This is a genomic window from Rhodococcus sp. NPDC076796 (genome assembly GCF_040702765.1).
Lineage (GTDB): Bacteria > Actinomycetota > Actinomycetes > Mycobacteriales > Mycobacteriaceae > Rhodococcoides.
In genome coordinates this window covers 54251-74366 of record NZ_JBFBMS010000004.1, presented here as the reverse complement: position 1 = coordinate 74366, position 20116 = coordinate 54251, and the positions used below count along the sequence as shown (strand labels likewise).

At 64.4% G+C, this 20116-nt stretch carries 17 protein-coding genes; 8 read left to right on the top strand and 9 right to left on the bottom strand.

The features are described from left to right. Window positions 1–78: 78 nt before the first annotated feature. The 8 genes from AB0366_RS14290 to AB0366_RS14255 all read left to right on the top strand — a co-directional run bounded on the left by AB0366_RS14290 (window position 79) and on the right by AB0366_RS14255 (window position 11508). Window positions 79–639 carry an NUDIX hydrolase gene (locus AB0366_RS14290; RefSeq protein ID WP_032396972.1) on the top strand — a complete coding sequence of 187 codons (561 nt, stop codon included), beginning with the start codon at window positions 79–81 and terminating at the stop codon, window positions 637–639. Then, window positions 636–3047 carry a glycoprotein gene (locus AB0366_RS14285; protein ID WP_366244502.1) on the top strand — a complete coding sequence of 804 codons (2412 nt, stop codon included), beginning with the start codon at window positions 636–638 and terminating at the stop codon, window positions 3045–3047. The genes AB0366_RS14290 and AB0366_RS14285 overlap by 4 nt, the downstream gene beginning before the upstream one ends. Then, window positions 3044–7225 (top strand): lipid II flippase MurJ, encoded by a 4182-nt coding sequence (locus tag AB0366_RS14280; RefSeq protein ID WP_366244500.1) that lies wholly within the window; start codon window positions 3044–3046, stop codon window positions 7223–7225. Before AB0366_RS14285 ends, AB0366_RS14280 begins: the two co-directional genes overlap by 4 nt. A 99-nt stretch (window positions 7226–7324) precedes the next feature. Next, a complete protein-coding gene (gene sigM / locus AB0366_RS14275) occupies window positions 7325–7906 on the top strand; it encodes an RNA polymerase sigma factor SigM (protein WP_121871622.1) in 582 nt (193 codons plus the stop codon). 59 nt (window positions 7907–7965) lie between these two features. After that, window positions 7966–8694 carry a hypothetical protein gene (locus AB0366_RS14270; protein ID WP_366244498.1) on the top strand — a complete coding sequence of 243 codons (729 nt, stop codon included), beginning with the start codon at window positions 7966–7968 and terminating at the stop codon, window positions 8692–8694. Between the two features lie 126 nt (window positions 8695–8820). Next, a complete protein-coding gene (gene trxB, locus AB0366_RS14265) occupies window positions 8821–9810 on the top strand; it encodes a thioredoxin-disulfide reductase (RefSeq protein WP_366244935.1) in 990 nt (329 codons plus the stop codon). A 35-nt stretch (window positions 9811–9845) separates the two neighbouring features. Continuing rightward, entirely contained in the window at window positions 9846–10178 is a 333-nt protein-coding gene (gene trxA, locus AB0366_RS14260; protein ID WP_121871624.1) for a thioredoxin, read from the top strand. A gap of 136 nt (window positions 10179–10314) precedes the next feature. Continuing rightward, window positions 10315–11508, top strand: a complete 1194-nt coding sequence (locus tag AB0366_RS14255) for an N-acetylmuramoyl-L-alanine amidase (protein WP_366244497.1) — start codon at window positions 10315–10317, stop codon at window positions 11506–11508. 32 nt (window positions 11509–11540) lie between these two features. Here AB0366_RS14255 and AB0366_RS14250 read toward each other — a convergent pair whose 3' ends face one another. The 9 genes from AB0366_RS14250 to rpmH all read right to left on the bottom strand — a co-directional run bounded on the left by AB0366_RS14250 (window position 11541) and on the right by rpmH (window position 19716). After that, the gene (locus tag AB0366_RS14250; RefSeq protein WP_366244496.1) at window positions 11541–12221 is read right to left on the bottom strand and encodes a GNAT family N-acetyltransferase; all 681 of its coding nucleotides are present in this window, start codon (window positions 12219–12221) and stop codon (window positions 11541–11543) included. Window positions 12222–12456: 235 nt separating this feature from the next. Then, entirely contained in the window at window positions 12457–13533 is a 1077-nt protein-coding gene (locus tag AB0366_RS14245; RefSeq protein ID WP_094611397.1) for a ParB/RepB/Spo0J family partition protein, read from the bottom strand. Between the two features lie 4 nt (window positions 13534–13537). After that, a complete protein-coding gene (locus tag AB0366_RS14240) occupies window positions 13538–14548 on the bottom strand; it encodes a ParA family protein (protein WP_366244495.1) in 1011 nt (336 codons plus the stop codon). An 81-nt stretch (window positions 14549–14629) separates the two neighbouring features. Further along, window positions 14630–15307, bottom strand: coding sequence for a 16S rRNA (guanine(527)-N(7))-methyltransferase RsmG (gene rsmG / locus AB0366_RS14235; protein WP_121871627.1), 678 nt, complete (start codon window positions 15305–15307; stop codon window positions 14630–14632). A gap of 1732 nt (window positions 15308–17039) precedes the next feature. Continuing rightward, window positions 17040–17714 (bottom strand): R3H domain-containing nucleic acid-binding protein, encoded by a 675-nt coding sequence (locus AB0366_RS14230; RefSeq protein WP_366244494.1) that lies wholly within the window; start codon window positions 17712–17714, stop codon window positions 17040–17042. 25 nt (window positions 17715–17739) lie between these two features. Then, window positions 17740–18831 carry a membrane protein insertase YidC gene (yidC, locus tag AB0366_RS14225; RefSeq protein WP_366244493.1) on the bottom strand — a complete coding sequence of 364 codons (1092 nt, stop codon included), beginning with the start codon at window positions 18829–18831 and terminating at the stop codon, window positions 17740–17742. Between the two features lie 4 nt (window positions 18832–18835). Next, window positions 18836–19165 (bottom strand): membrane protein insertion efficiency factor YidD, encoded by a 330-nt coding sequence (gene yidD, locus AB0366_RS14220; RefSeq protein ID WP_121871631.1) that lies wholly within the window; start codon window positions 19163–19165, stop codon window positions 18836–18838. Then, window positions 19162–19542: a ribonuclease P protein component gene (gene rnpA / locus AB0366_RS14215; RefSeq protein WP_121871632.1), complete on the bottom strand. Its 381-nt coding sequence runs from the start codon at window positions 19540–19542 to the stop codon at window positions 19162–19164. Before rnpA ends, yidD begins: the two co-directional genes overlap by 4 nt. Before the next feature lie 30 nt (window positions 19543–19572). Continuing rightward, the gene (rpmH, locus tag AB0366_RS14210) at window positions 19573–19716 is read right to left on the bottom strand and encodes a 50S ribosomal protein L34 (protein ID WP_026347786.1); all 144 of its coding nucleotides are present in this window, start codon (window positions 19714–19716) and stop codon (window positions 19573–19575) included. Between the last annotated feature and the right edge of the window lie 400 nt (window positions 19717–20116).

The following is a 20116-nucleotide window of genomic DNA, read 5'->3' as shown; positions in this document are numbered from 1 at the left end:
AGCCGACCGATTGTCCCGGCCTTCACCCCGCGGTGCGGCACGGTAGAAGAGTGCGCACAGGCAACTAGTATGGATCGGGTGTCTGCTGCCGAACGTGCGAACAGGAGCCGCCGCAACCCGCGGCGGCGTCAGGCACGCGCCGACACCGAAGCACCCAAGCTGCGGACCGTCCGCGAAACCTCGGCGGGAGGCCTGGTGGTCGACGGCCTCGACGGGCCGCCCGCCAAGCGCTGCGCCGCCCTGATCGGCCGCACCGACCGCCGCGGACGCCTCCTCTGGTCCCTGCCCAAGGGTCACATCGAGCAGGGCGAAACGGCCGAGCAGACGGCCATGCGCGAGGTCGCCGAGGAAACCGGCATCCGCGGTACCGTCCTGGCCTCGCTGGGCAGCATCGACTACTGGTTCGTCACCGAAGGACGACGCGTCCACAAGACCGTCCACCACTACCTGCTCCGATTCCTGGGCGGCGAACTCTCGGACGAGGACCTCGAAGTCACCGAGGTCGCATGGGTTCCGCTGACCGAACTACCGTCTCGGCTCGCCTACGCCGACGAACGCAAACTCGCCGCCATCGCCACCCGCCTGATCGACGACATGAGCAGCGGCAACTCGGGCGCACCCATCCCCGGCGGGAAGTGATCGTGCGGGCCCGGAAGGTCGCTGCCGCCGCATTGACCACGTTCGTTCTTGCGGTGGCACCGTCGGTCGGCACCGCAGCACTGGCCCCCATGCAGCTTCCCGACGCCGCAGCCCAGCCCGACTCCTCCGTCGGCGACAGCAGCGGCACCACCAGCGCCGTTCCGGACACTCCGATGACACAGGACGGCAACCCGTTCCTGACGCTGAGCATCGAGACCGTCGCCCCCTCCACCGTCACCACCAGCAGCGACCCGTTCGTGACGGTGCGCGCCACGGTGACCAATACCGGGGACCGCCGCGTCGACGACGTCAGTGTCCGGATGCAGGCCGCTGCCGCCGTCGACACCACGGCCGGACTACGGACCTCGCTGACTCTCGAACAGGACCGATTCGACCGGTTCGGTGAGTTCGTCACTGTCGCCGACTCATTGGATGAGGACGAGAGCCGCCAGTTCGACATGTCGATGCAGCTGCGCAGCACCACCGAGCCCTCGCTGGGAATCGAGGCCCCGGGCGTCTACCCGCTGCTGCTCAACGTCAACGGCACCCCCGAATACGGCGGAACCGCACGACTCGACGACGCCCGCTTCCTGCTCCCCGTCGTCGGACTGCCCCGCAACCCCGGTGAGATGGACCCCACCGCTCCGGGCGCGATGCCGCTGCCCCCCAACACCCGCAACCCCGTCGCGATGACGGTCCTGTGGCCGCTGGCCGACATTCCTCGCCTCGCTGCCGGAATCCCCGGTTCCGTCGACGAGCGCGTTCGGCTGATCGACGACGAACTGGCCGGCGAACTCGCCACCGGTGGGCGACTCGACACCCTCCTCAAGGCCGTTGAATTCGCGACGCAACCCGGCCTGGATCCCGACGGCAGACTCGCGTCGAGCCTGTGTATCGGCCTGGACCCCGACCTGCTCGTCACCGTCTCGAACATGACCCGCGGCTACCTCGTCGTCGACAACCCGGCCGATCCCGCGGGCGCCACCCGCGAGGGCACCGGAAGCGAAGCCGCATCCCAGTGGCTGTCCCGACTCGAAACGATCGCGTCGAGCACCTGCGTGACGGCGATGCCGTTCGCCCAGACCGATCTGGGGGCAGTGGCCGACATCGGCAATCCCACGTTGCTCAGTAGTGCGGTCAGCGCCCCGGCAGACATCGTCGACGGCATCCTCGGCATCACCTCGACGCGTGGCTTCACCTGGAGCACCACCGGTGGGGTGGACGCGGACACCGCCGACGCCCTGCGATCGGCGGGCACCGGCACCGTGCTGGTCGCCGACAACAGCATCAGCCCGTTTACCGAGGCCCCGACCTCCCAGCTGGTCTCGACCGACAGTGCACCGACCGAAACCGAGCAGACCCAACCGCTGGCCGCCACCCACTACGACGCCGCCACCGCAGCGGCACTGGCCGGCGTCGGAGACAGCCCGTCCACCCCCGCGCTCACCCCCACCGAGCAGCGCTTCGACCTCGCCACCGACTCGCGTACCGCACGCCTGCAGGACGCGCTGGGGGCCGTGAACTTCCACGCGCTCGTCGGCACCGATCGGCCCGGGCGCACCGTCACCGTCGCGCCCCCGCAGTACTGGACCGCGGGGGGAGACGAACCGTCAGCGATTCTGTCGACGGTGTCCTCGCTGCTGCGTTCCGGGCTGGCGACGCCGCGGCCACTGTCCGAGTTGCTCGCCGAACCCACCTCGGGCACCCCGGTGACCAGCATCGACGCGGCCACCGAACTCGATACCGGCACCATCGACCTGGTGCGATCGCAGAGCGCCCGGGTCGACACCCTGATGCAATCGCTCGTCGAGGATCCGCAATCCGAGCTGACCCCGCGCCTGTACACCGCCCCGCTGCGTGAGGACATGCTCCGGGCGCTGTCGACGGCAGGTCGCGCGAGCGCCGCCAGTGAAGAGACCGGCACCATGGCACGCGACCGACTCGATGCCATCCGCACCGGACTGGACACCATCTACGGATCGGTGACCGTGCTGGCCCCGGGCGGCGTCTACACCCTCGCCTCGGAGCAGAGCCCGCTGCTGCTCGTCGCCCGCAACGACCTTCCCGTCCCGGTGAACGTGCTGCTCCGGGTCGACGCGCCGCCGGAGATGACGATCAGCGACGTCGGCGTCACCCAACTTCCGGCCCGTGGATCACGGACCATCACCGTCCCGGCCGAGGTGGACGACACTCGCAATCTGTCCGTCGACTTCTCCGTCACGACGCTCGACGGCTCCCGGCTCGGTGAAGTGTCGACGGTGTCCGTTCGATCGAACGCATACGGCCAAGCACTCGCGATAATTACCGCCTGCGCCGGTGCTCTCCTACTGTTACTTGCAGGTCGACGCCTCTGGCACCGATTCAGAGGTCAACCCGACCCGGCCGACGAAGGGTACGAGAGACCATGACAGGGAACGTCCCGTACGACGGCGACCTGCCGCGGTCACGCCTGCCCGCATCGCAGGTGTTCCGACGCACGACGCCACCGCGGTCCGCGCCCTGGGAGCGCCAGTCGCGGCCGGAGCTGCGCTCGTACCCGGCACCGCCGCCGCTGGACGGTCAGCCCGCCGCCGACGACACCGTCACACAGATGATCCCGCGCTTCCGGGACGAGGACTACCCCTATCCTTCGTCGAGCACAGCGCCGTCCGGAACGGTTCCGCCGACGAAGATTCCGCCGGGTGAGTCCGACCCGGCACCGCAGCCCGAACCGAGGCCGCAGAAGTCACTGATGGCCGCGTCGGGTTCGATCGCGGTGGCGACCCTGGTCAGTCGCATCACCGGATTCGCCAAGCAGGTCGCCATGACGGCCACCCTCGGTGCGGCGTTGGCCAGTGCGTTCACGGTCTCGACGATCCTGCCCAACATGATCTCCGAGCTCGTCCTCGGAGCCGTCCTCGGAGCCATCGTCGTTCCGGTGTTGGTCCGAGCCGAGCAGGAGGACGCCGACGGTGGACGGGCGTTCGTTCGACGCCTCTTCACCATCGCGGTGGCGCTGCTCGGAACCGTGGCGCTCGCCGCAACGATCGCAGCCCCGCTGTTGGCGCGGCTGATGCTCGACGGCGATCCGAAGGTCAACGAAGACCTGACCATAGCGTTCACCTATCTGGTGCTGCCCGCGTTGATGTTCTACGGACTGTCCGGCCTGCTCACGGCGGTGCTCAACACCCGGCAGAACTTCAAGCCCGGGGCTTGGGCACCGGTGTACAACAACCTGATCGTGCTCGGTGTCTTCGCGCTGTACCCCTTCGTCCCGGGCGAGATCACCCTGAACACGATCGAGATGAGCAACCCCAAGATCCTCGTTCTCGGCCTCGGCGTCACCGCGGGTGTCATCACCCAGGTCGTTGCGCTGATCCCGGCGCTGCGCCGCGAACGCATCGACCTGCGCCCGCTCTGGGGATTCGACGAGCGACTCAAGAAGTTCGGCGCGATGGCCGCCGCGATCGTGCTCTACGTCGTCATCAGCCAGGTCGGGCTGATCGTGGCCACCAAGATCGCGTCGGGCACCGACGACGCGAGCAACGTGATCTACTCGCAGGCCTGGATCGTGCTGCAGTTGCCCTACGGCATTCTCGGCGTGACGGTTCTGACGGCCATCATGCCCAGACTCAGCCGCAACGCCGCCAACGGTGACACCCCGTCCGTCGTCGACGATCTCTCGGTCGCCACTCGACTGACGATGGTCGCGCTGGTGCCGATCGTCGTGTTCCTGACCTTCGCGGGACCGTGGGTGGGTGAAGCGCTGTACGGCTTCGGCCGGTTCGCCGATGTCGCACCCAGACTCGGCGAGGCCGTGAGCTGGTCGGCCTTCTCGCTCATCCCGTACGCCCTCGTCCTGATCCACCTGCGGGTCTTCTACGCCCGCGAGAAGGCCTGGACGCCGACGTGGATCATCCTCGGCATCACTGCCGTCAAGATCGGGCTGTCTCTGCTCGCCCCGATCGTCGCGTCCGAACCCGATCAGGTGGTGCTGCTCCTCGGAACGGCCACCGGTCTCGGGTACACCGTCGGCGCGATCATCGGCGGATACCTGCTGCACAAGAGTTTGGGCAACCTGCGGATGGCCAACGTCGGCAAGACGATCTGGTTGGTCCTCATCGCGTCGCTGGCCGGCGGTGCGGCGATGCTCGCGATCGACCGGATCCTGGGTCTCGACGCCATGATGAACGGCTGGGTCGGCAACTTCGCCCGCGTCGCGATCGATGCCGTCATCATGCTCGGCATCACGTTCTCGATACTCTGGTTCGGCAAGATTCCCGAAGTCCTGGCGGTCACCGTTGCCCTGAGCCGGGTCGTTCGGAGATTCCGCGGTTCAGCCGATCGGACGGACGCCGATTCGGCCGCCGCAGAAACCGGCGTGATTCCGGTTATTCGAACCGAGCCCACATGGGACACTGCGCGGGATCGGCTCCCGTACCCTGGTCATCGGCACCCGGGGGCAGAAGCCAACGCAGGTCGACCTTTTGCAGAACAACACGGGGCGTACTCGCCTGAAGGAGTGACAGTGACCGACGACGAAGTTGCTGGGGGGCCGGCACAATCTCCAGCAAGCGAAGCCGACCGAACGAGCGGCGGCGTCGAGGTCGACACCCAGGACCGCACCGAGCCCGTGAAGGCCGAGGCCGCCTCGTCCTCCAAGACGCCGAAGTCCGCCGAGACACCGGCCGAGTCGAAGGCTGCACCCGAGACGAAGACGCCGGCCGCGGCTCCCGAGCAGGACGTCGAGAAGCCCGCCGAACAGGCGGCTCCCACCGACAAGCCTGCTGCCGACAAGCCTGCTCCGAAGCCGGTCGACAAGACCGTCTCCATCTCCAAGGCCGCTCTCGCGGCGCGTCCTACCGACAAGACCATCTCCATCTCCAAGGCCGATCTGCCGGTCGAGACCCCCAGCGAGAAGAAGTCCACACAGGAGTCGAAGCCTGCGGCTGACGCGGATTCCGAGAAGACCGAAGCGGCACCGGCCACAACCGATACTTCCGAGGCGGCCGCCACGGACGAGGTCGCCACTGCAACCGCCCCGGCCAGCGCTCCCGAGCGCACGCTCCGCGGCCCGACGCTCATTCCCGGTGCCTCCGTTGCCGGTGGACGGTACCGACTGCTGGCACCGCACGGCGGCGCGCGTGGACTCAAGTTCTGGCAGGCCCACGACGTCAAGCTCGATCGCGAGGTCGCGTTGACGTTCGTCGACGCCGATCAGCAGTCGACCGCCTCGACCGACGACCGCACTCAGGGACCGCAGGCGATTCTCTCGCGCACGCTGCGTCTGGGTCGGATCAATTCGCCCGGCCTCGCCCGCGTTCTCGACGTGGTGCGTGGCAGCTCCGGCGGCATCGTCGTCGCAGAGTGGACTCCCGGTCGCTCACTGCGCGAAATGGCCGACACCGTGCCTGCACCCACCGGCGCAGCTCGTGCGATCAAGGTCCTGGCCGCAGCGGCCGAGGCAGCGCACCGCAGCGGAGGTGCCCTGTCGATCGATCACCCCGATCGAGTGCGCATCAGCTCGAGCGGCAATGCCGTCCTCGCCTTCCCGGCGACACTGGCCGACGCAGACCCCAGCTCGGACGTTCGCGGTCTCGGCGCGATGCTCTACGCCTTGATCACCGCCAAGTGGCCGCTGTCCGATACCACCGGCGGTGCCGTCGTATCCGGCGATGCAGCTCCGGCACGCAGCGTCGGTGGCATGCGCCCGGCCGACCGCGACGACAAGGGTGCCCCGCTCGAGCCGAGGCAGGTGCGTCCGGACGTTCCGTTCGAGATCTCCGCCGTCGCAGTGCGGGCATTGGAACAGAACAGCGGAATCCGCACCGCTGCCACCGTGCAGCACGTCCTCGATCAAGCAGCAGTGGTCAACGACAAGACCGATCTGATGCCGGCGCTGCGACTGGGACAGCGAGCGCCCGGTGCCAGTGGGCACTCGCTCGCCGATCCCGAGGAGATCGCCGCGGAGAAGGCCAAGTCGATGCGCACCAACATCGCCATCGCGGTACTCGGTGCCCTGACGGTGGTGGTGCTCGCGTTCGCCGGCTTCTGGCTGTTCACTTCGATTGCAGGCAACGACACCGACACTCCGCTCGACACCCAGGATTTCGGTCTCACCACTCCGGCCGAGGCACCGCCCGCAGCCGATCCCGCGGCACCCCCGGCTCCGACCGGAGGACCCGTGGCGCTGGACGACGTCAGCGTGTTCTCACCCCAGGGTTCCGCCGACAACCCGAGTACCGCCTCCAATGTGATCGACAACGACCCCAGCACAGCGTGGACGACCGACTCGTACTTCCAGCAGTTCCCGGCCCTCAAGAACGGCGTCGGGCTGCTCGTGTCCATTCCGTCCTCGACGCTGCAGAACGCGTGGATCGAATCGACGTCTCCGGGAACCGTCGTCGAGATCCGGTCGGCCCCGAACGACTCACCCAGCCTGAGCGACACCACTCTGCTCGGTGAAGCCACCCTGCAGAACGGCCGAACCGATATCGCCCTCACCGACGCGGAACCGACCGGGAACGTGCTCGTCTGGATCACCACGCTCGGTGAGCAGGGTGGCCGCATCGCCACCTCGATCTCCGGGATCGGTTTCGACTCCTAGATCGGGCATTCGGTAACCGATTCGGGCTCGTTTCGTACTTCGCGGTCTCGATGGCCTAGGCTCCCCCCAATGCGTTAACACGGGGGGAGCCGTTTTCGTATGACCGAACGTTTCGATTCGGCGCCAGGGGAGCGCACGGATGCGGAGCTTCTGGCTGCCCATGCGGCCGGGGAGCCGAACGCCTTCGCCACGCTGATCTACCGACATCACGAACATCTGTGGCTGACGGCTCGGCGCACCAGCTACACGCCCGAGGACGCCTCCGATGCTCTGCAGGAGGCCCTGCTCTCCGCCCATCGCACGGCCGGGTCGTTCCGCGCCGACGCCGCAGTCCGAAGCTGGTTGCACAAGATCGTCGTCAATGCCTGCCTCGACCGCATCCGCAGAAACAAGGCACGGCCGTCGGTTCCGTTGAGCGAGAACGAGAGTCACGAGCCGGTTTCACCGAGGGATCGGATCTCCGAGACGGAGACGAGCATTCTCGTCAGGCAAGCTCTGATGACGTTGCCACCCGATCAACGCGCAGCCGTGGTAATCGTGGACATGGAGGGTTTCTCGGTGGCCGACGCTGCCGCATTGCTCGGCGTTCCCACCGGTACCGTCAAGAGTCGATGCGCCCGCGGCCGGCTCAAGCTCTCGACGCAGCTCGCGTACCTGAAAGATGCAGGGAACCGAATCTGACCCTCTCGCGTCTATACCGTGTGAGAGAGAAAGCAGATTCGGCGAAGGGAGGCAGGAACGTGCCGTCGAGCACCGACGCTCCACAAGCCCCGTTCTCGCCGGAACTGCTCGCCGATCTGCATGCGGATGCACTTCCCGAGGACGTCAGCAGACGACTGTGGCCACTGGTTCGTCTCGACGAGGATTCGATGCGGATACTCGCCGGTCTCGACGCCGTCTCGGCTCGACTGCACGAGGTGGGTGAGGATCCCACCGGGACGTTGCCGATTCCGCCCGAGGTCGCCCAGCAGATCGATCGCACGCTCCACACGGTCGAGCAATCGGCCCCCGCGGCAGGCGTCGTCGTTCCGCTCCGTCCGCGAAGACGCCGTATCGTTCTCGGAACCGCAGCTGCCGCAGCACTTCTGGCGGCCGGCTCGGTTTCCGTCGTGGCAGTCCTGTACACCCCGACCGAACCGGAATCGGTCGCTGCCGACCCGTCCCAGGTTCCGGATTCGTCTCTGGTGCTCGATTCCGCCGACCTCGATTCCGGTTTCGCGTTCAGCATCATCGGCAAGCGCGATCCCGGAGCGTTGGCCGATCCGGCCGACCTCGCTGCCTGTCTGCAGTCCAACGATGTGGATCCGGCCACCACCGTTCTCGGATCCAGCCGAGTGCGCGTCGACGGCCGAGACGGAACCCTGCTCGTCCTCGCCGGAGCACAGCCGGCACAGTTCATCGCCCTCGCTGTGGGCAACGACTGCGGCACCGCCAACCCGGACGTGCTGACGCGTCGTGATATCGGCTGACAGATCTCTCACCGGGGAACAACTGCCTCTAGGGTGGTGTTGACCAGATGTACGTCGACCGGCGTGTGCGCTGAGCACTCGGTTGTCGACGGCACGTACACGCCGCACATGATCGGAAGGTCTGCATTGAGTACCCCCAAGGTTCACGATCTCATCATCGTCGGCTCGGGACCGGCCGGTTACACCGCCGGCGTCTATGCCGCACGGGCGGAACTGGAACCGATCCTGTTCGAGGGAACCCAGTTCGGCGGTGCGCTGATGACCACAACCGAGGTCGAGAATTTCCCCGGGTTCCGCGAGGGCATCATGGGCCCCGATCTGATGGAACAGATGCGCGAGCAAGCGAAGCGATTCGGTGCCGACATCCGAACCGAGGACGTCGAGGAGCTCGACCTGACCGGCCCGATCAAGACGGTCTCTGCCGGCGGCGAGACCTACCGGGCTCGTGCGATCATCCTCGCCATGGGCGCAGCAGCTCGCTACCTGTCCATCCCGGGTGAGGAGAAGTTGCTCGGACGCGGCGTCAGCGCATGTGCCACCTGTGACGGCTTCTTCTTCCGCGATCAGGACATCGCCGTCATCGGTGGTGGCGACTCGGCCATGGAGGAAGCGACCTTCCTCACTCGATTCGCACGCAGCGTCACGATCGTCCACCGCCGCAGCGAGTTCCGCGCGTCGCGCATCATGCTCGAGCGCGCCAAGAACAACGACAAGATCCGCTTCCTCACCGATACCAAGGTGCTCGAGGTCCTCGGCGACACCAGCGTCACCGGACTGTCGCTAGAGCACGCCGACACCGGCGAGAAGACCACCCTGGACGTGACCGGAATGTTCGTGGCGATCGGCCACGATCCCCGCAACGAGCTGGTCAAGGGACAGGTCGAGCTCGACGACGCCGGCTACGTCAAGGTCGCGTCGCCCTCTTCGGCCACCTCCGTCGAGGGCGTGTTCGCTGCCGGAGACCTCGTCGACCACGTGTACCAGCAGGCCATCACCGCTGCGGGTACGGGCTGCACCGCGTCGATCGACGCCGAGCGTTGGTTGGCCGAGCAGGGCGATATCACCACCAACACGCTCGAACACGCCGACCAACCGGTCGACGCCGTCAACGCCTGACAGGCACCGAGCTTCCAACATCGAGGAGATAGAAAATGTCCGACGACAAGAGCACTGTCACCATCACCGACGCGTCGTTCGTCGACGATGTTCTGACCAGTGAGAAGCCCGTCCTGGTCGACTTCTGGGCCACCTGGTGCGGCCCGTGCAAGATGGTCGCCCCGGTTCTCGAGGAGATCGCGGCCGAGCACAAGGACAAGCTCACCATCGCCAAGCTCGACATCGACGCCAACCCGCAGGCGGCTCGCGACTTCAAGGTCATGTCGATTCCGACGATGATCCTCTTCCAGGGCGGCAAGCCGGTCAAGCAAATTGTCGGCGCAAAGGGCAAGGCCGCGCTGCTCAAGGACCTCGAAGGCGTTATCTGACTCACCTGCACACAGTGTGGATTGCAGCGGAAGCCAGTCTTTCTGCGACAATCATCTGATGTGCCGATGCTTCGGCATCGGCACATCAGCCGCAAGGTGTGAGTGCCGTCGGAACGATCGAGAGGCTTTGTCGAGGATGCAGGAACTCAGTCACGGCGATTCCGGACCCGCCGTCGCCGAGGTCCGCGGCACTCTGTCGGCACTCGGCTTTCTTCACGAAGCAGTCGTTCCCCCAGGTCCGATGGCCGACGGCCACTGGACGGCTCCCGGTTCGGTGTTCGACGGTGCCCTCGGAGGTGCCGTGCGGGCCTTTCAGCAACACCGCGGCCTGTTGGTCGACGGTGTGGTCGGCCCCGCCACGTATCGCGCGTTGAAAGAAGCGTCGTACCGCCTCGGCGCTCGAACCCTCATCTACCAGCTGTCCGCTCCGCTGTACGGCGACGACGTCGCCACGTTGCAAACGAGACTTCAAGATCTCGGCTTCTACAGCGAACGCGTCGACGGCTTCTTCGGTCCCCGCACACACGAGGGTCTGTCCTCGTTCCAGCGCGAGATCGGACTCTCGCCGGACGGCATCTGTGGGCCGGCGACTCTGCGTTCTCTCGATCTTCTCGGAACACGCGTCACCGGTGGATCGCCGCACGCCATGAGCGAGGAAGAACTCGTTCGTAAGTCCGGACCACAGTTGACCGGCAAGCGCATCGTCATCGACCCCGATCTCGGCGGAGCAGACACCGGACGCATCGTCGACGGAGCTTTCGGCCGCGTCTCCGAATCCGAGATTCTGTGGGATCTGGCCAGTCGACTCGAGGGCCGGATGGCCGCGACCGGAATGGAGACCTTCCTTTCCCGTGCGCGCGGAACCAATCCCTCGGTCGCGGACCGAGCCGAGACTGCCAATGCCTGGGGCGCCGATCTGATGATCTCGTTGCGCTGCGCATCGAGCACCAGCCCCGTGGCCAACGGCGTCGCAAGTTTCCACTTCGGTAACTCGCACGGATCCACCTCGATGATCGGTCAGGTACTGACCAGCTACGTGCAACGTGAAATCGTCGCCCGCACACCGCTTCTGGACTGCCGCAGCCATGGCCGCACGTGGGATCTGTTGCGCCTGACCAACATGCCGACCATTCAGATCGACCTCGGCTACCTCACCAACGAATCCGACGTCGAGGTGCTCAGCGACCCGCGGTTCCGCGACATCATCGCCGAAGCGATTCTGATCGCCGTCAAGCGTCTGTACCTACTCGGTCAGGACGATCAGCCGACCGGAACGTTCACCTTCGCCGAGTTGCTCGCCGAAGAACTCGCTGCCTCCGATCGTCCCTGAGCTACCGCAAACGAACGCGTCGCGGTGAGTGGTCAGCGCGCCCCGACCGTCGACTTCTGCTCGATGTCGACGACGGAGATGCTGGCCGCGATCAGCAACTGCTCGAGTGCAGATTCGACGTCCTGCTTCCACCCGTGATCGCGATCGAGCTCGAGCCGGAGTCTCGGGAATCTGTGGTGGGGAGCAATCACCTCGAACCCCACCTTCTCGAGAAAATCCGCTTCGATCATGCACGTCGACGCCGAACACGTCAGTTGGGCCGTGGCGTTGGGAACCACCGCCGCAGCATCGTCGGCGTTGCGCCGAATGCCGAACGCCTCCAGAGCGCGAACTCCACGATTGACGAGATCGCCCACGACCGCCTGGATCAACGTGGCCGAATGCATGTCGGCGTCGTCCGGGGAGTCGATCCGGAGTTGGGTCAGCAGAACTGCATCGTGACTCACAGGCGAAGTCGGGAACGTACCCGCGCGAGGAACTGCTCGGGGTGGGCAGTAGAGCGCGCAGCCGATCGTCCTACCGTCCACGGACAACAACTGCCCACACGATCCCCACTCGAGCATGATCGTCGACAGCCACACTTCGTTCTCGAACTCGAGATCGACCGACGAACTCTCCGACGCGGGATCGAGTACCCAGAAGCTGCACCGCCGCGAATGCGTCGGCAAATGCTCGAACGAACCGAGCGTCACTCCGGTCACCATCGCCGACACCGCTTACCTCAGCCTTCGTGCACTCGTTTTACGCGAGAAACTTTTCAACGAACCCGACCCGCTCCTCGACCAGAATAGGCGATTCGATCACCGGACCCGTCGGGTGGAGCACATCATTCAAATGTGTTGTATCACAATATTTTTCGAGCAAGTTGCGAACTTTCGAGACCGTCTTCGACCGAGCTACGTCACAGTGACGTTTCGACCGCGTATGACTGGTCCTGAAAAATCGCCGCTACTTTTTCTTCTGCGCTTCCATCATCTCGACGATCCTCTGTAGGTCGTCGACCGAACCGAATTCGACCACGATCTTGCCTTTTCGCTTGCCGAGACTGACCGTCACTCGCGTATCGAACGAATCCGAGAGGCGATCGGCGACGTCCTGAAGTCCCGGCATCTGAATCGGCTTGCGCCGGGGCGCCGGTTCCGGGCTCTTTCCGTCCTCCCGATTGGCGAGGGTGACAGCCTCTTCGGTCGCGCGAACAGAAAGACCTTCGGCGACGATTCGCGCCGCCAACGACTCCTGCGCATCCGATCCAGCGTCCAACGACAGCAACGCGCGGGCATGGCCGGCCGACAGAACTCCGGCCGCCACTCGTCGCTGCACGGGAATCGGCAGCTTCAACAGACGAATCATGTTGGTGACGACCGGACGTGATCGACCGATTTTCGCGGCCAACTCCTCGTGCGTGACGTCGAATTCCTCGAGGAGCTGTTGGTACGCGGCTGCTTCTTCGAGCGGATTGAGCTGCACTCGATGGATGTTCTCGAGCAAGGCATCGCGCAACATCGCGTCGTCCGCGGTCTCCCGAACGATCGCGGGGATCGACTCGAGGCCGGCTTCCTGGCTCGCGCGCCACCGACGCTCGCCCATGACGAGCTGATATTTTGCGTCACCGGCGGCAGCCGAACCGGATACGAGACGAACCACGATGGGCTGCATGAGCCCGAATTCACGGATCGAGTGAACCAGTTCGGCCAACGACTCGTCATCGAAGACGTGCCTCGGCTGCTTCGGATTGGCTTCGATTCGATCCGGTGCGATCTCGCGATAGACGGCACCGACGGGGGAGAGGTCGTCCCCACTCAGTACCGGAGGTGTCGGAGTGGGTGCCGTTGCAGTCTCGGTGAGATCGTCTGCCGGTGCGGTTCGTTTCGGCTTGGTGGACGTGTCCGGACGGTCCTTGGCGTTGCGATCCGCGCCGATGATCACATCTGCCGCAGCGTTGCCCAGGCGTGGTCCGGCATCCGGTCCGGTGGGGATGAGTGAGGCCAGGCCGCGACCCAGACCACCCTTACGTGTCGAACTCATCTGCTCACTTCTTCCGTGCTTCGTCGATGCCGGCCGATCGGGCAGCGAGCTCTCGTCCGGCGTCCAGGTAGCTCATCGCACCACGTGAACCGGGGTCGTAATCCAGCACCGTCATGCCGTACCCGGGAGCCTCGGATACCTTCACACTGCGAGGGATGACGGCGCGCAGGACGGCGTCCCCGAAGTGCTTGCGTACCTCTTCCGCGACCTGGTCTGCCAACTTGGTACGCCCGTCGTACATCGTCAGGATCACGGTGGAGACGTGGAGTTCAGGATTCAGATGCGACTGCACCAGCTCGATATTGCGGAGCAACTGACCCACACCTTCGAGCGCGTAGTACTCGCACTGAATGGGGATCAGTACCTCGGTCGCAGCGACGAGCGCGTTGACCGTCAGCAGACCGAGTGACGGAGGGCAGTCGATCAGGATGAAGTCCGCGTCGATGCCGGCGAGCTCCTCCACGGACAGCGCCGTCTTGAGGCGCCCTTCGCGGGCGACCATCGACACCAACTCGATCTCGGCTCCGGCGAGGTCGATGGTTGCCGGGATGCAGAACAACCTGTCGCTGTGCGGACTCTTCTGCACTGCGTCCTTGGCGCTCACCTCACCGATGAGGACCTCGTAGCTCGACGGCACACCCGAGTGATGCTCGACGCCCAATGCGGTGCTGGCGTTGCCCTGGGGGTCGAGATCGACCACCAGAACCGTCAGGCCTTGGAGCGCAAGCGCGGCAGCCAGGTTCACGGCGGTCGTCGTCTTCCCGACGCCACCCTTCTGATTGGCAATCGTCAGCATGCGGCGCTTCGCCGGCTTCGGCAGCGATACGGATCCGGGATGCAGAACCTGGCTGGCTCGATGTGCCGCAGCGCCGATGGGGGTGTCGTTCGGTGAGATCGCATTGGTGTACTCGAACCCGGAGTTGGCCGTCACCCCCGACTTGTTCTCCGAGTTGTTCGACGAGTTCTTCTTGGACGCTGTTTCACGTGAAACAGCGGGATCGGACCCACCCGACATATGTGCTCCTTAGTGCGGAACTGACTGTGTTCAATACGATCGATCGGATCGAGCGCGGGACGTATGAGCCCACGATCGAAATCAGTGACGACTCAGTCTCCGCGGCTCACGCACCGCTCTGACGACGATGGTGGGCGTGGGCAACAGTCCCACTCCACACTCCACTACCTCCAGCTTGCCAGCACCCATCCGAGTGAGGGAAGTCCGGTCTCGTTCGATCTCTTCTCCGGCGCTCGAACCCTTCAGAGCCAACATCCGACCGTGCTCGTGGACCAGAGGAAGCGACCACTTGGCGAGCTTCTCCAATGGCGCCACCGCCCTCGACGTGACCACATCGGCACCGCCGGCTTCCTTCTTGACGCCGGGCTGCTCCGCGCGGCCACGCACGACCAAGATGTTCAGATCGTGTTCCTCGATGAACTCGGCGAGATAGACGGTTCTGCGGAGGAGGGGCTCGACGAGAGTCACACGCAGATCTGGTCTCGCGATTGCCAGCGGTATCCCGGGCAAGCCGGCGCCACTACCGATATCCACGACGGTCTCTCCCTCATCGATGAGCTCACCAATCGCCGCACAGTTGAGGATATGCCGCTCCCAGAGCCGTGGAACTTCACGCGGTCCGATGAGGCCTCGCTCGACTCCCGCCGTTGCCAACGAGTCGTGATACCTCCGCGCCAACTCCAGCCGATCACCGAAGATCTGCTCTGCCACGGCCATCAACTGGTTGCTATCCGAGCCTTCTTGTTCCACGTGAAACATCTTCCCGTGCCCGGGCGCGGAACGCCAAACGACATCGCTGTAACTCGGCGGTTTGCGACATTCACACCTCGATCAGCGACAGGGAGGGCACCATGCGAGCGACTTTCGGACCGAGGCGTGACGATGCACGATTCGGGAGCCATCCCGAGGTTCGGCACATCGGTCCAAGCGGATCGAGCTGCCGGTCCCGTCGGCGACTCGAGATCTCCCGCACCCACGTCATGTTTCACGTGAAACCTCTCGTCCGACGGCTCGCTGCCATCCGGCTATCACCCAACGACTCGATGGGTTACTCGGCAGCCGACTGCCCGACAAGTCGATAGAAGACGAGCAGACGTAGTCGATCGATTGAACAGCCCTCGGCGCCAGACGGTGGAAGTCGATGAGCAGCAATCGGCGCTTTCTTCACCATCACCTCGGTGCCGATCACTCGTGGAGGTTCACCCCGCCGCCGAACGCATCCATGTCGATGGATGGCTACCTCGACACGACTGGCCGTCGACGACAATGTTTCACGTGAAACTCACTGACCGTCGGATCAGCCCCCAGCGTTTGTTCGGGCGGCGTCGCCGTCGATCGCCAACGGTCAAGCGATGGACACCCGAAGAAGTTGCTCTCGGCCTACATGACAGCTCCGGGCTCACGGTTGGACACACAGTCGCCTCGATGAACGGTCGGTCATGATCGACCGCGAACACGGTCGGGGGAGAGGACCAGTACAAGTCCGTTCTCGATCGCATCATGATCGACTCGAGTACTCAGACCGTGGATCCGAACTCCATACGCATCTACGATCTCGTCTGGCTCGGCCCACTGGCTCGACGGTCGTACACCGTCGACCGACAAGCGGATCGCACGAGTGCAACTGTCCCGCCCACACAACATCAGGCCGACTCGTCTCCCTGCACAGAGACAGCCAGAATTCCGACCGGCAAGCAGCGCGACCAATTCGCTTCGCACACGTGGTTGCCTCGCCGACAGGTACACGTCTCGAGAGATTGGCGAGTGGCGTCATCCCCGCATTCGGATCGTTCCTGTGTCTCCAGTCGACGACTATGTCTCTTCGACCGGTAGCCCCGAACTTCGCAACCGTCGAGACCTATCGACGGTGGCTGTGTCAGTGATCGAGCCTGGCGTCGTGGACCGGCTATATCGTGCTGATCGCGGGATCCGATAAAGCTGATCTGGACCAGTATCCGACTCGGCAGTGAACCCCGGAGAGGGTCCGACTCGCGTTGCCCCCTCGAGTCGACGGGACCGTCTTCGCGATCGCTGCGTTCACCGATCTTTCGCAGGATCATTTCGATTCGTTTTCACGTGATGGGCCCAATGCGATCCGCAGCCAATCAGCATCGCAATGTTTCACGTGAAACCGGTGGTACTGCGGTCCGTCTCGAACGGCTACCAAAACTCGGTTCCTCCACCCGGGGCACCGAACCTCGCATCAATCGAACGTCCCCCGGGTGGAACGAACACGCTCGTTTCACGTGAAACAAAGTCGAGTATCACGTGCCTTACATCGCCGCGTCACCGCAATCTTTGCCGTCACAGTGACGAAAGCGCAGTGGATGGCTGGATCTCGAGAATCCGGCGGGAAAATCGATCGAACCGGCAACATCGTCGTCTACCCGGCCTGCAAATTACATCGATGACATTCACGGCAGAGTTCCATTACATCCGGATACGACGATGGCCCCCACCGAAGTGGGGGCCATCGACTGCGAAGCTCTGTTTACGCCTTGACGACGACTACTCGCCGAGCCGGCTCGACGCCGGTGCTTTCGCTCGCGACGCCGTCGATCTTGGCGACCGCGTCGTGCACGATCTTTCGCTCGAACGGAGTCATCGGGGTCAGCTCTTCGCGCTCACCGGATTCGAGTACCCGGCGCGCTGCTTCGGCACCGAGGTTGCCGAGTTCGGTACGCCGATTCGCACGCCAGCCGGCGACATCGAGCATCAGCTTGCTGCGCTCACCCGTCGACTGCTGAACGGCCAGCCGAGTCAGCTCCTGCAGCGCGTCGAGAACTTCACCCTTGCGGCCCACGAGCTTGGCGAGATCGTCGCCACCGTCGATGCTGACGATGGCGCGGTCACCCTCCACGTCGAGATCGATGTCCCCGTCGAAGTCCAAGACGTCGAGCAGTTGTTCGAGGTAGTCGCCCGCGATCTCGCCTTCCTCGACCAGATAATCCTCGTCGTCCTCGTCCTCATCGTCGGACACGTCGTCGGTCTTGTCCTCCACGACGCCCGAGTCCTCTGATCCCTCGACCACGGGAGTCTCGTCTGCCTCCACGTCGACTGCACTCACCTGATCGGCCTCGACCACCACGTCACTTGCTCCATCTCCGGATACCGCACCGGCTGTCTGTACTTCGTCGTTCTGAGCTTCTTCTACGTCGGCTGCCATGTTCGTCCTTCTCTCGACGTCTCGGTCAGCGCCGCTTGCGCTTGGTCGACTTGTTCCGGTTCGCCTGCGGTCTCGGCTTGGCCGGCGTCGCGGCACCGGTCGTCGAACCGGAAATACCCTCGCCGGTCTCCGCCGTGGACGTATCGCTCGTCGGCGTCATCTTCGAGAGCTTGGGGCGTGCACCGGGCTTCGGCTTGGTGGTCGACACGGGCTTCACACCGGGCTTGGGCGCATTCTCGGAACGCTTCTCCACCGCAGCTGCGGCCTTCGCGGCTTCTTCCTTGTCGATCTTTCCGAACACGAGGTGCTGCTGCGCGTAGGTCCAGGTGTTGTTGCTGACCCAGTACAGCAGGATCGCGACGGGCAGCAGCGCACCGAACACCAGAACGCCGAGCGGGAAGACATAGAGGGCGAGCTTGTTCATGATCGCGGACTGCGGGTTCGCCGCTGCCGCCTCACTCTGACGTGCGACCGATGCACGCGAGTTCATGTGCGTCATGATCGCCGCGATGATCATCAACGGGACCGAGACGGCCACGATGACCCACGTCGACGGGATGGTCGCGTCGGGGCCCACTGCGAATGCGTTGAGCTGATCCTGCGGCATCGTGATCCACGCCGAGATCGGGGCACCGAACAGTCGAGCGTCCAGGAAGGACTGCACATCGGCCACGTTGAACGCGTAGTTCGACAGCTCGCGGTTCTCCTCGGGAGTCAACCCGAGCTGACCGAAGCCGGTACCGGTGCGGTTGAACGAGCGCAGCACATGGAACAGGCCGATGAACACCGGTGCCTGGGCCAGCACCGGAAGGCAGCCCATCAGCGGATTGAAGCCGTGCTCCTTCTGGAGCTTCTGCATCTCGACGGCCATCTTCTGCTTGTCTTTGCCGTACTTCTTCTGCAGAGCCTTGATCTGCGGCTGTAGCTCCTGCATCTGCCGCGTGGTGCGGACCTGCTTGACGAAGGGCTTGTACAGAATCAGGCGGAGGGTGAAGACCAGGAAGACGACGGACAGTGCCCAGGCGAACCCATTGCTGGGATCCTGGAACACAAAGCCGAAGACCTTGTGCCACACCCAGAGAATCCAGGCAACCGGGTAGTAAATGAAGTCGAGCACGGCTCTATGTACTCCTCTGTTCTTCCACTCGCGCGAGATCGTGGTGTTCTTCGGTTTCGGTCGGTTCGGTGACGATCGCGCGCCACCTACCGGGTTCGGGTACCGGGTCCCAGCCTCCAGAGTGCCAGGGAGCACATTTGAGGAGGCGGACGACTGCCAGCAAAGAGCCCTTCGTCATCCCGTGGACCTGGAGCGCCTCGATGGCGTATTCACTGCAGGTGGGGGAGAAGCGACAGGTGGGAGGTCTCATCGGGGACACGTAGGTCCGGTACAACCCGATGATGTAGACGAGTGTTCGAGCAGGAATGGAACGAAGGTTGCCCATGAATGTCATGACGGCGGACCCTTCGGAGCTTCGAGAAGACCGAGCTTCTTCAATCCTGAACGCAGTTGAATCAGTAGATCTGCCGAGGACGCGCGCGCGGCTCCGGGCAGTGCGCGGATCACCACGTCGGTGGTCTCGGGGAGCTCACCGATGACGTCGGTACAGATATGCCGAAGCCGGCGCGCAACTCGATGACGAGTTACGGCCGGCCCGACTGCCTTGCTGACGATCAATCCGAAACGTGGCCCGCGAACGGTCGATGCGATGTCCTGTTCGTCACGCACGACGGCGTGAACCACAAGATCCGATCTACCCATTCGGCGTCCTCGACGCACCGCTACGGAGAAATCACGTGCTCGGTGTAGTCGATTCGGCTCAGGAAGCATCCCGAGCTCCAAGCTTCGGACGAACAGATATCAGGCTGTGAGTTCTTTACGGCCCTTGCCGCGACGTGCGGAAACGATTGCACGACCCGCACGGGTACGCATACGAAGACGGAAGCCATGAACGCGCGCGCGGCGGCGATTGTTCGGCTGGAACGTCCGCTTGCCCTTGGCCACGGTCAACACTCCTCGAGATTGAAAAGACGCCGATCTGTCGGCGACTGCTGGAAAGGTTCCTAGCGAGTCCGGATGGACTCGCTTGCCTCCCGAGCGAGAAATCCGAGTGAAGACAGACTGTAAGCAGCCAGCAAGCATCGGCCACCTCGCTATTGGGTGACTGTTCGAGAGTACTGATCGAGTCACCGCCGGTCAAACTCGCGCTCGAGCGGTCAGTGCCGTCGTTCATACACAGGCAGTGCCGGTTTCCGGCCACCGACGGTGTGATATTCGCCGAAATCGCCACCGAACGACCGCGCGCTACGACACAAGTCCACCGATCGCACTACAGACAGTCGACATCGGTGCAGGTCAGACTGGCGTAATTGTCATAGCACGAGCCGCAACCCGCTCTGGGGTC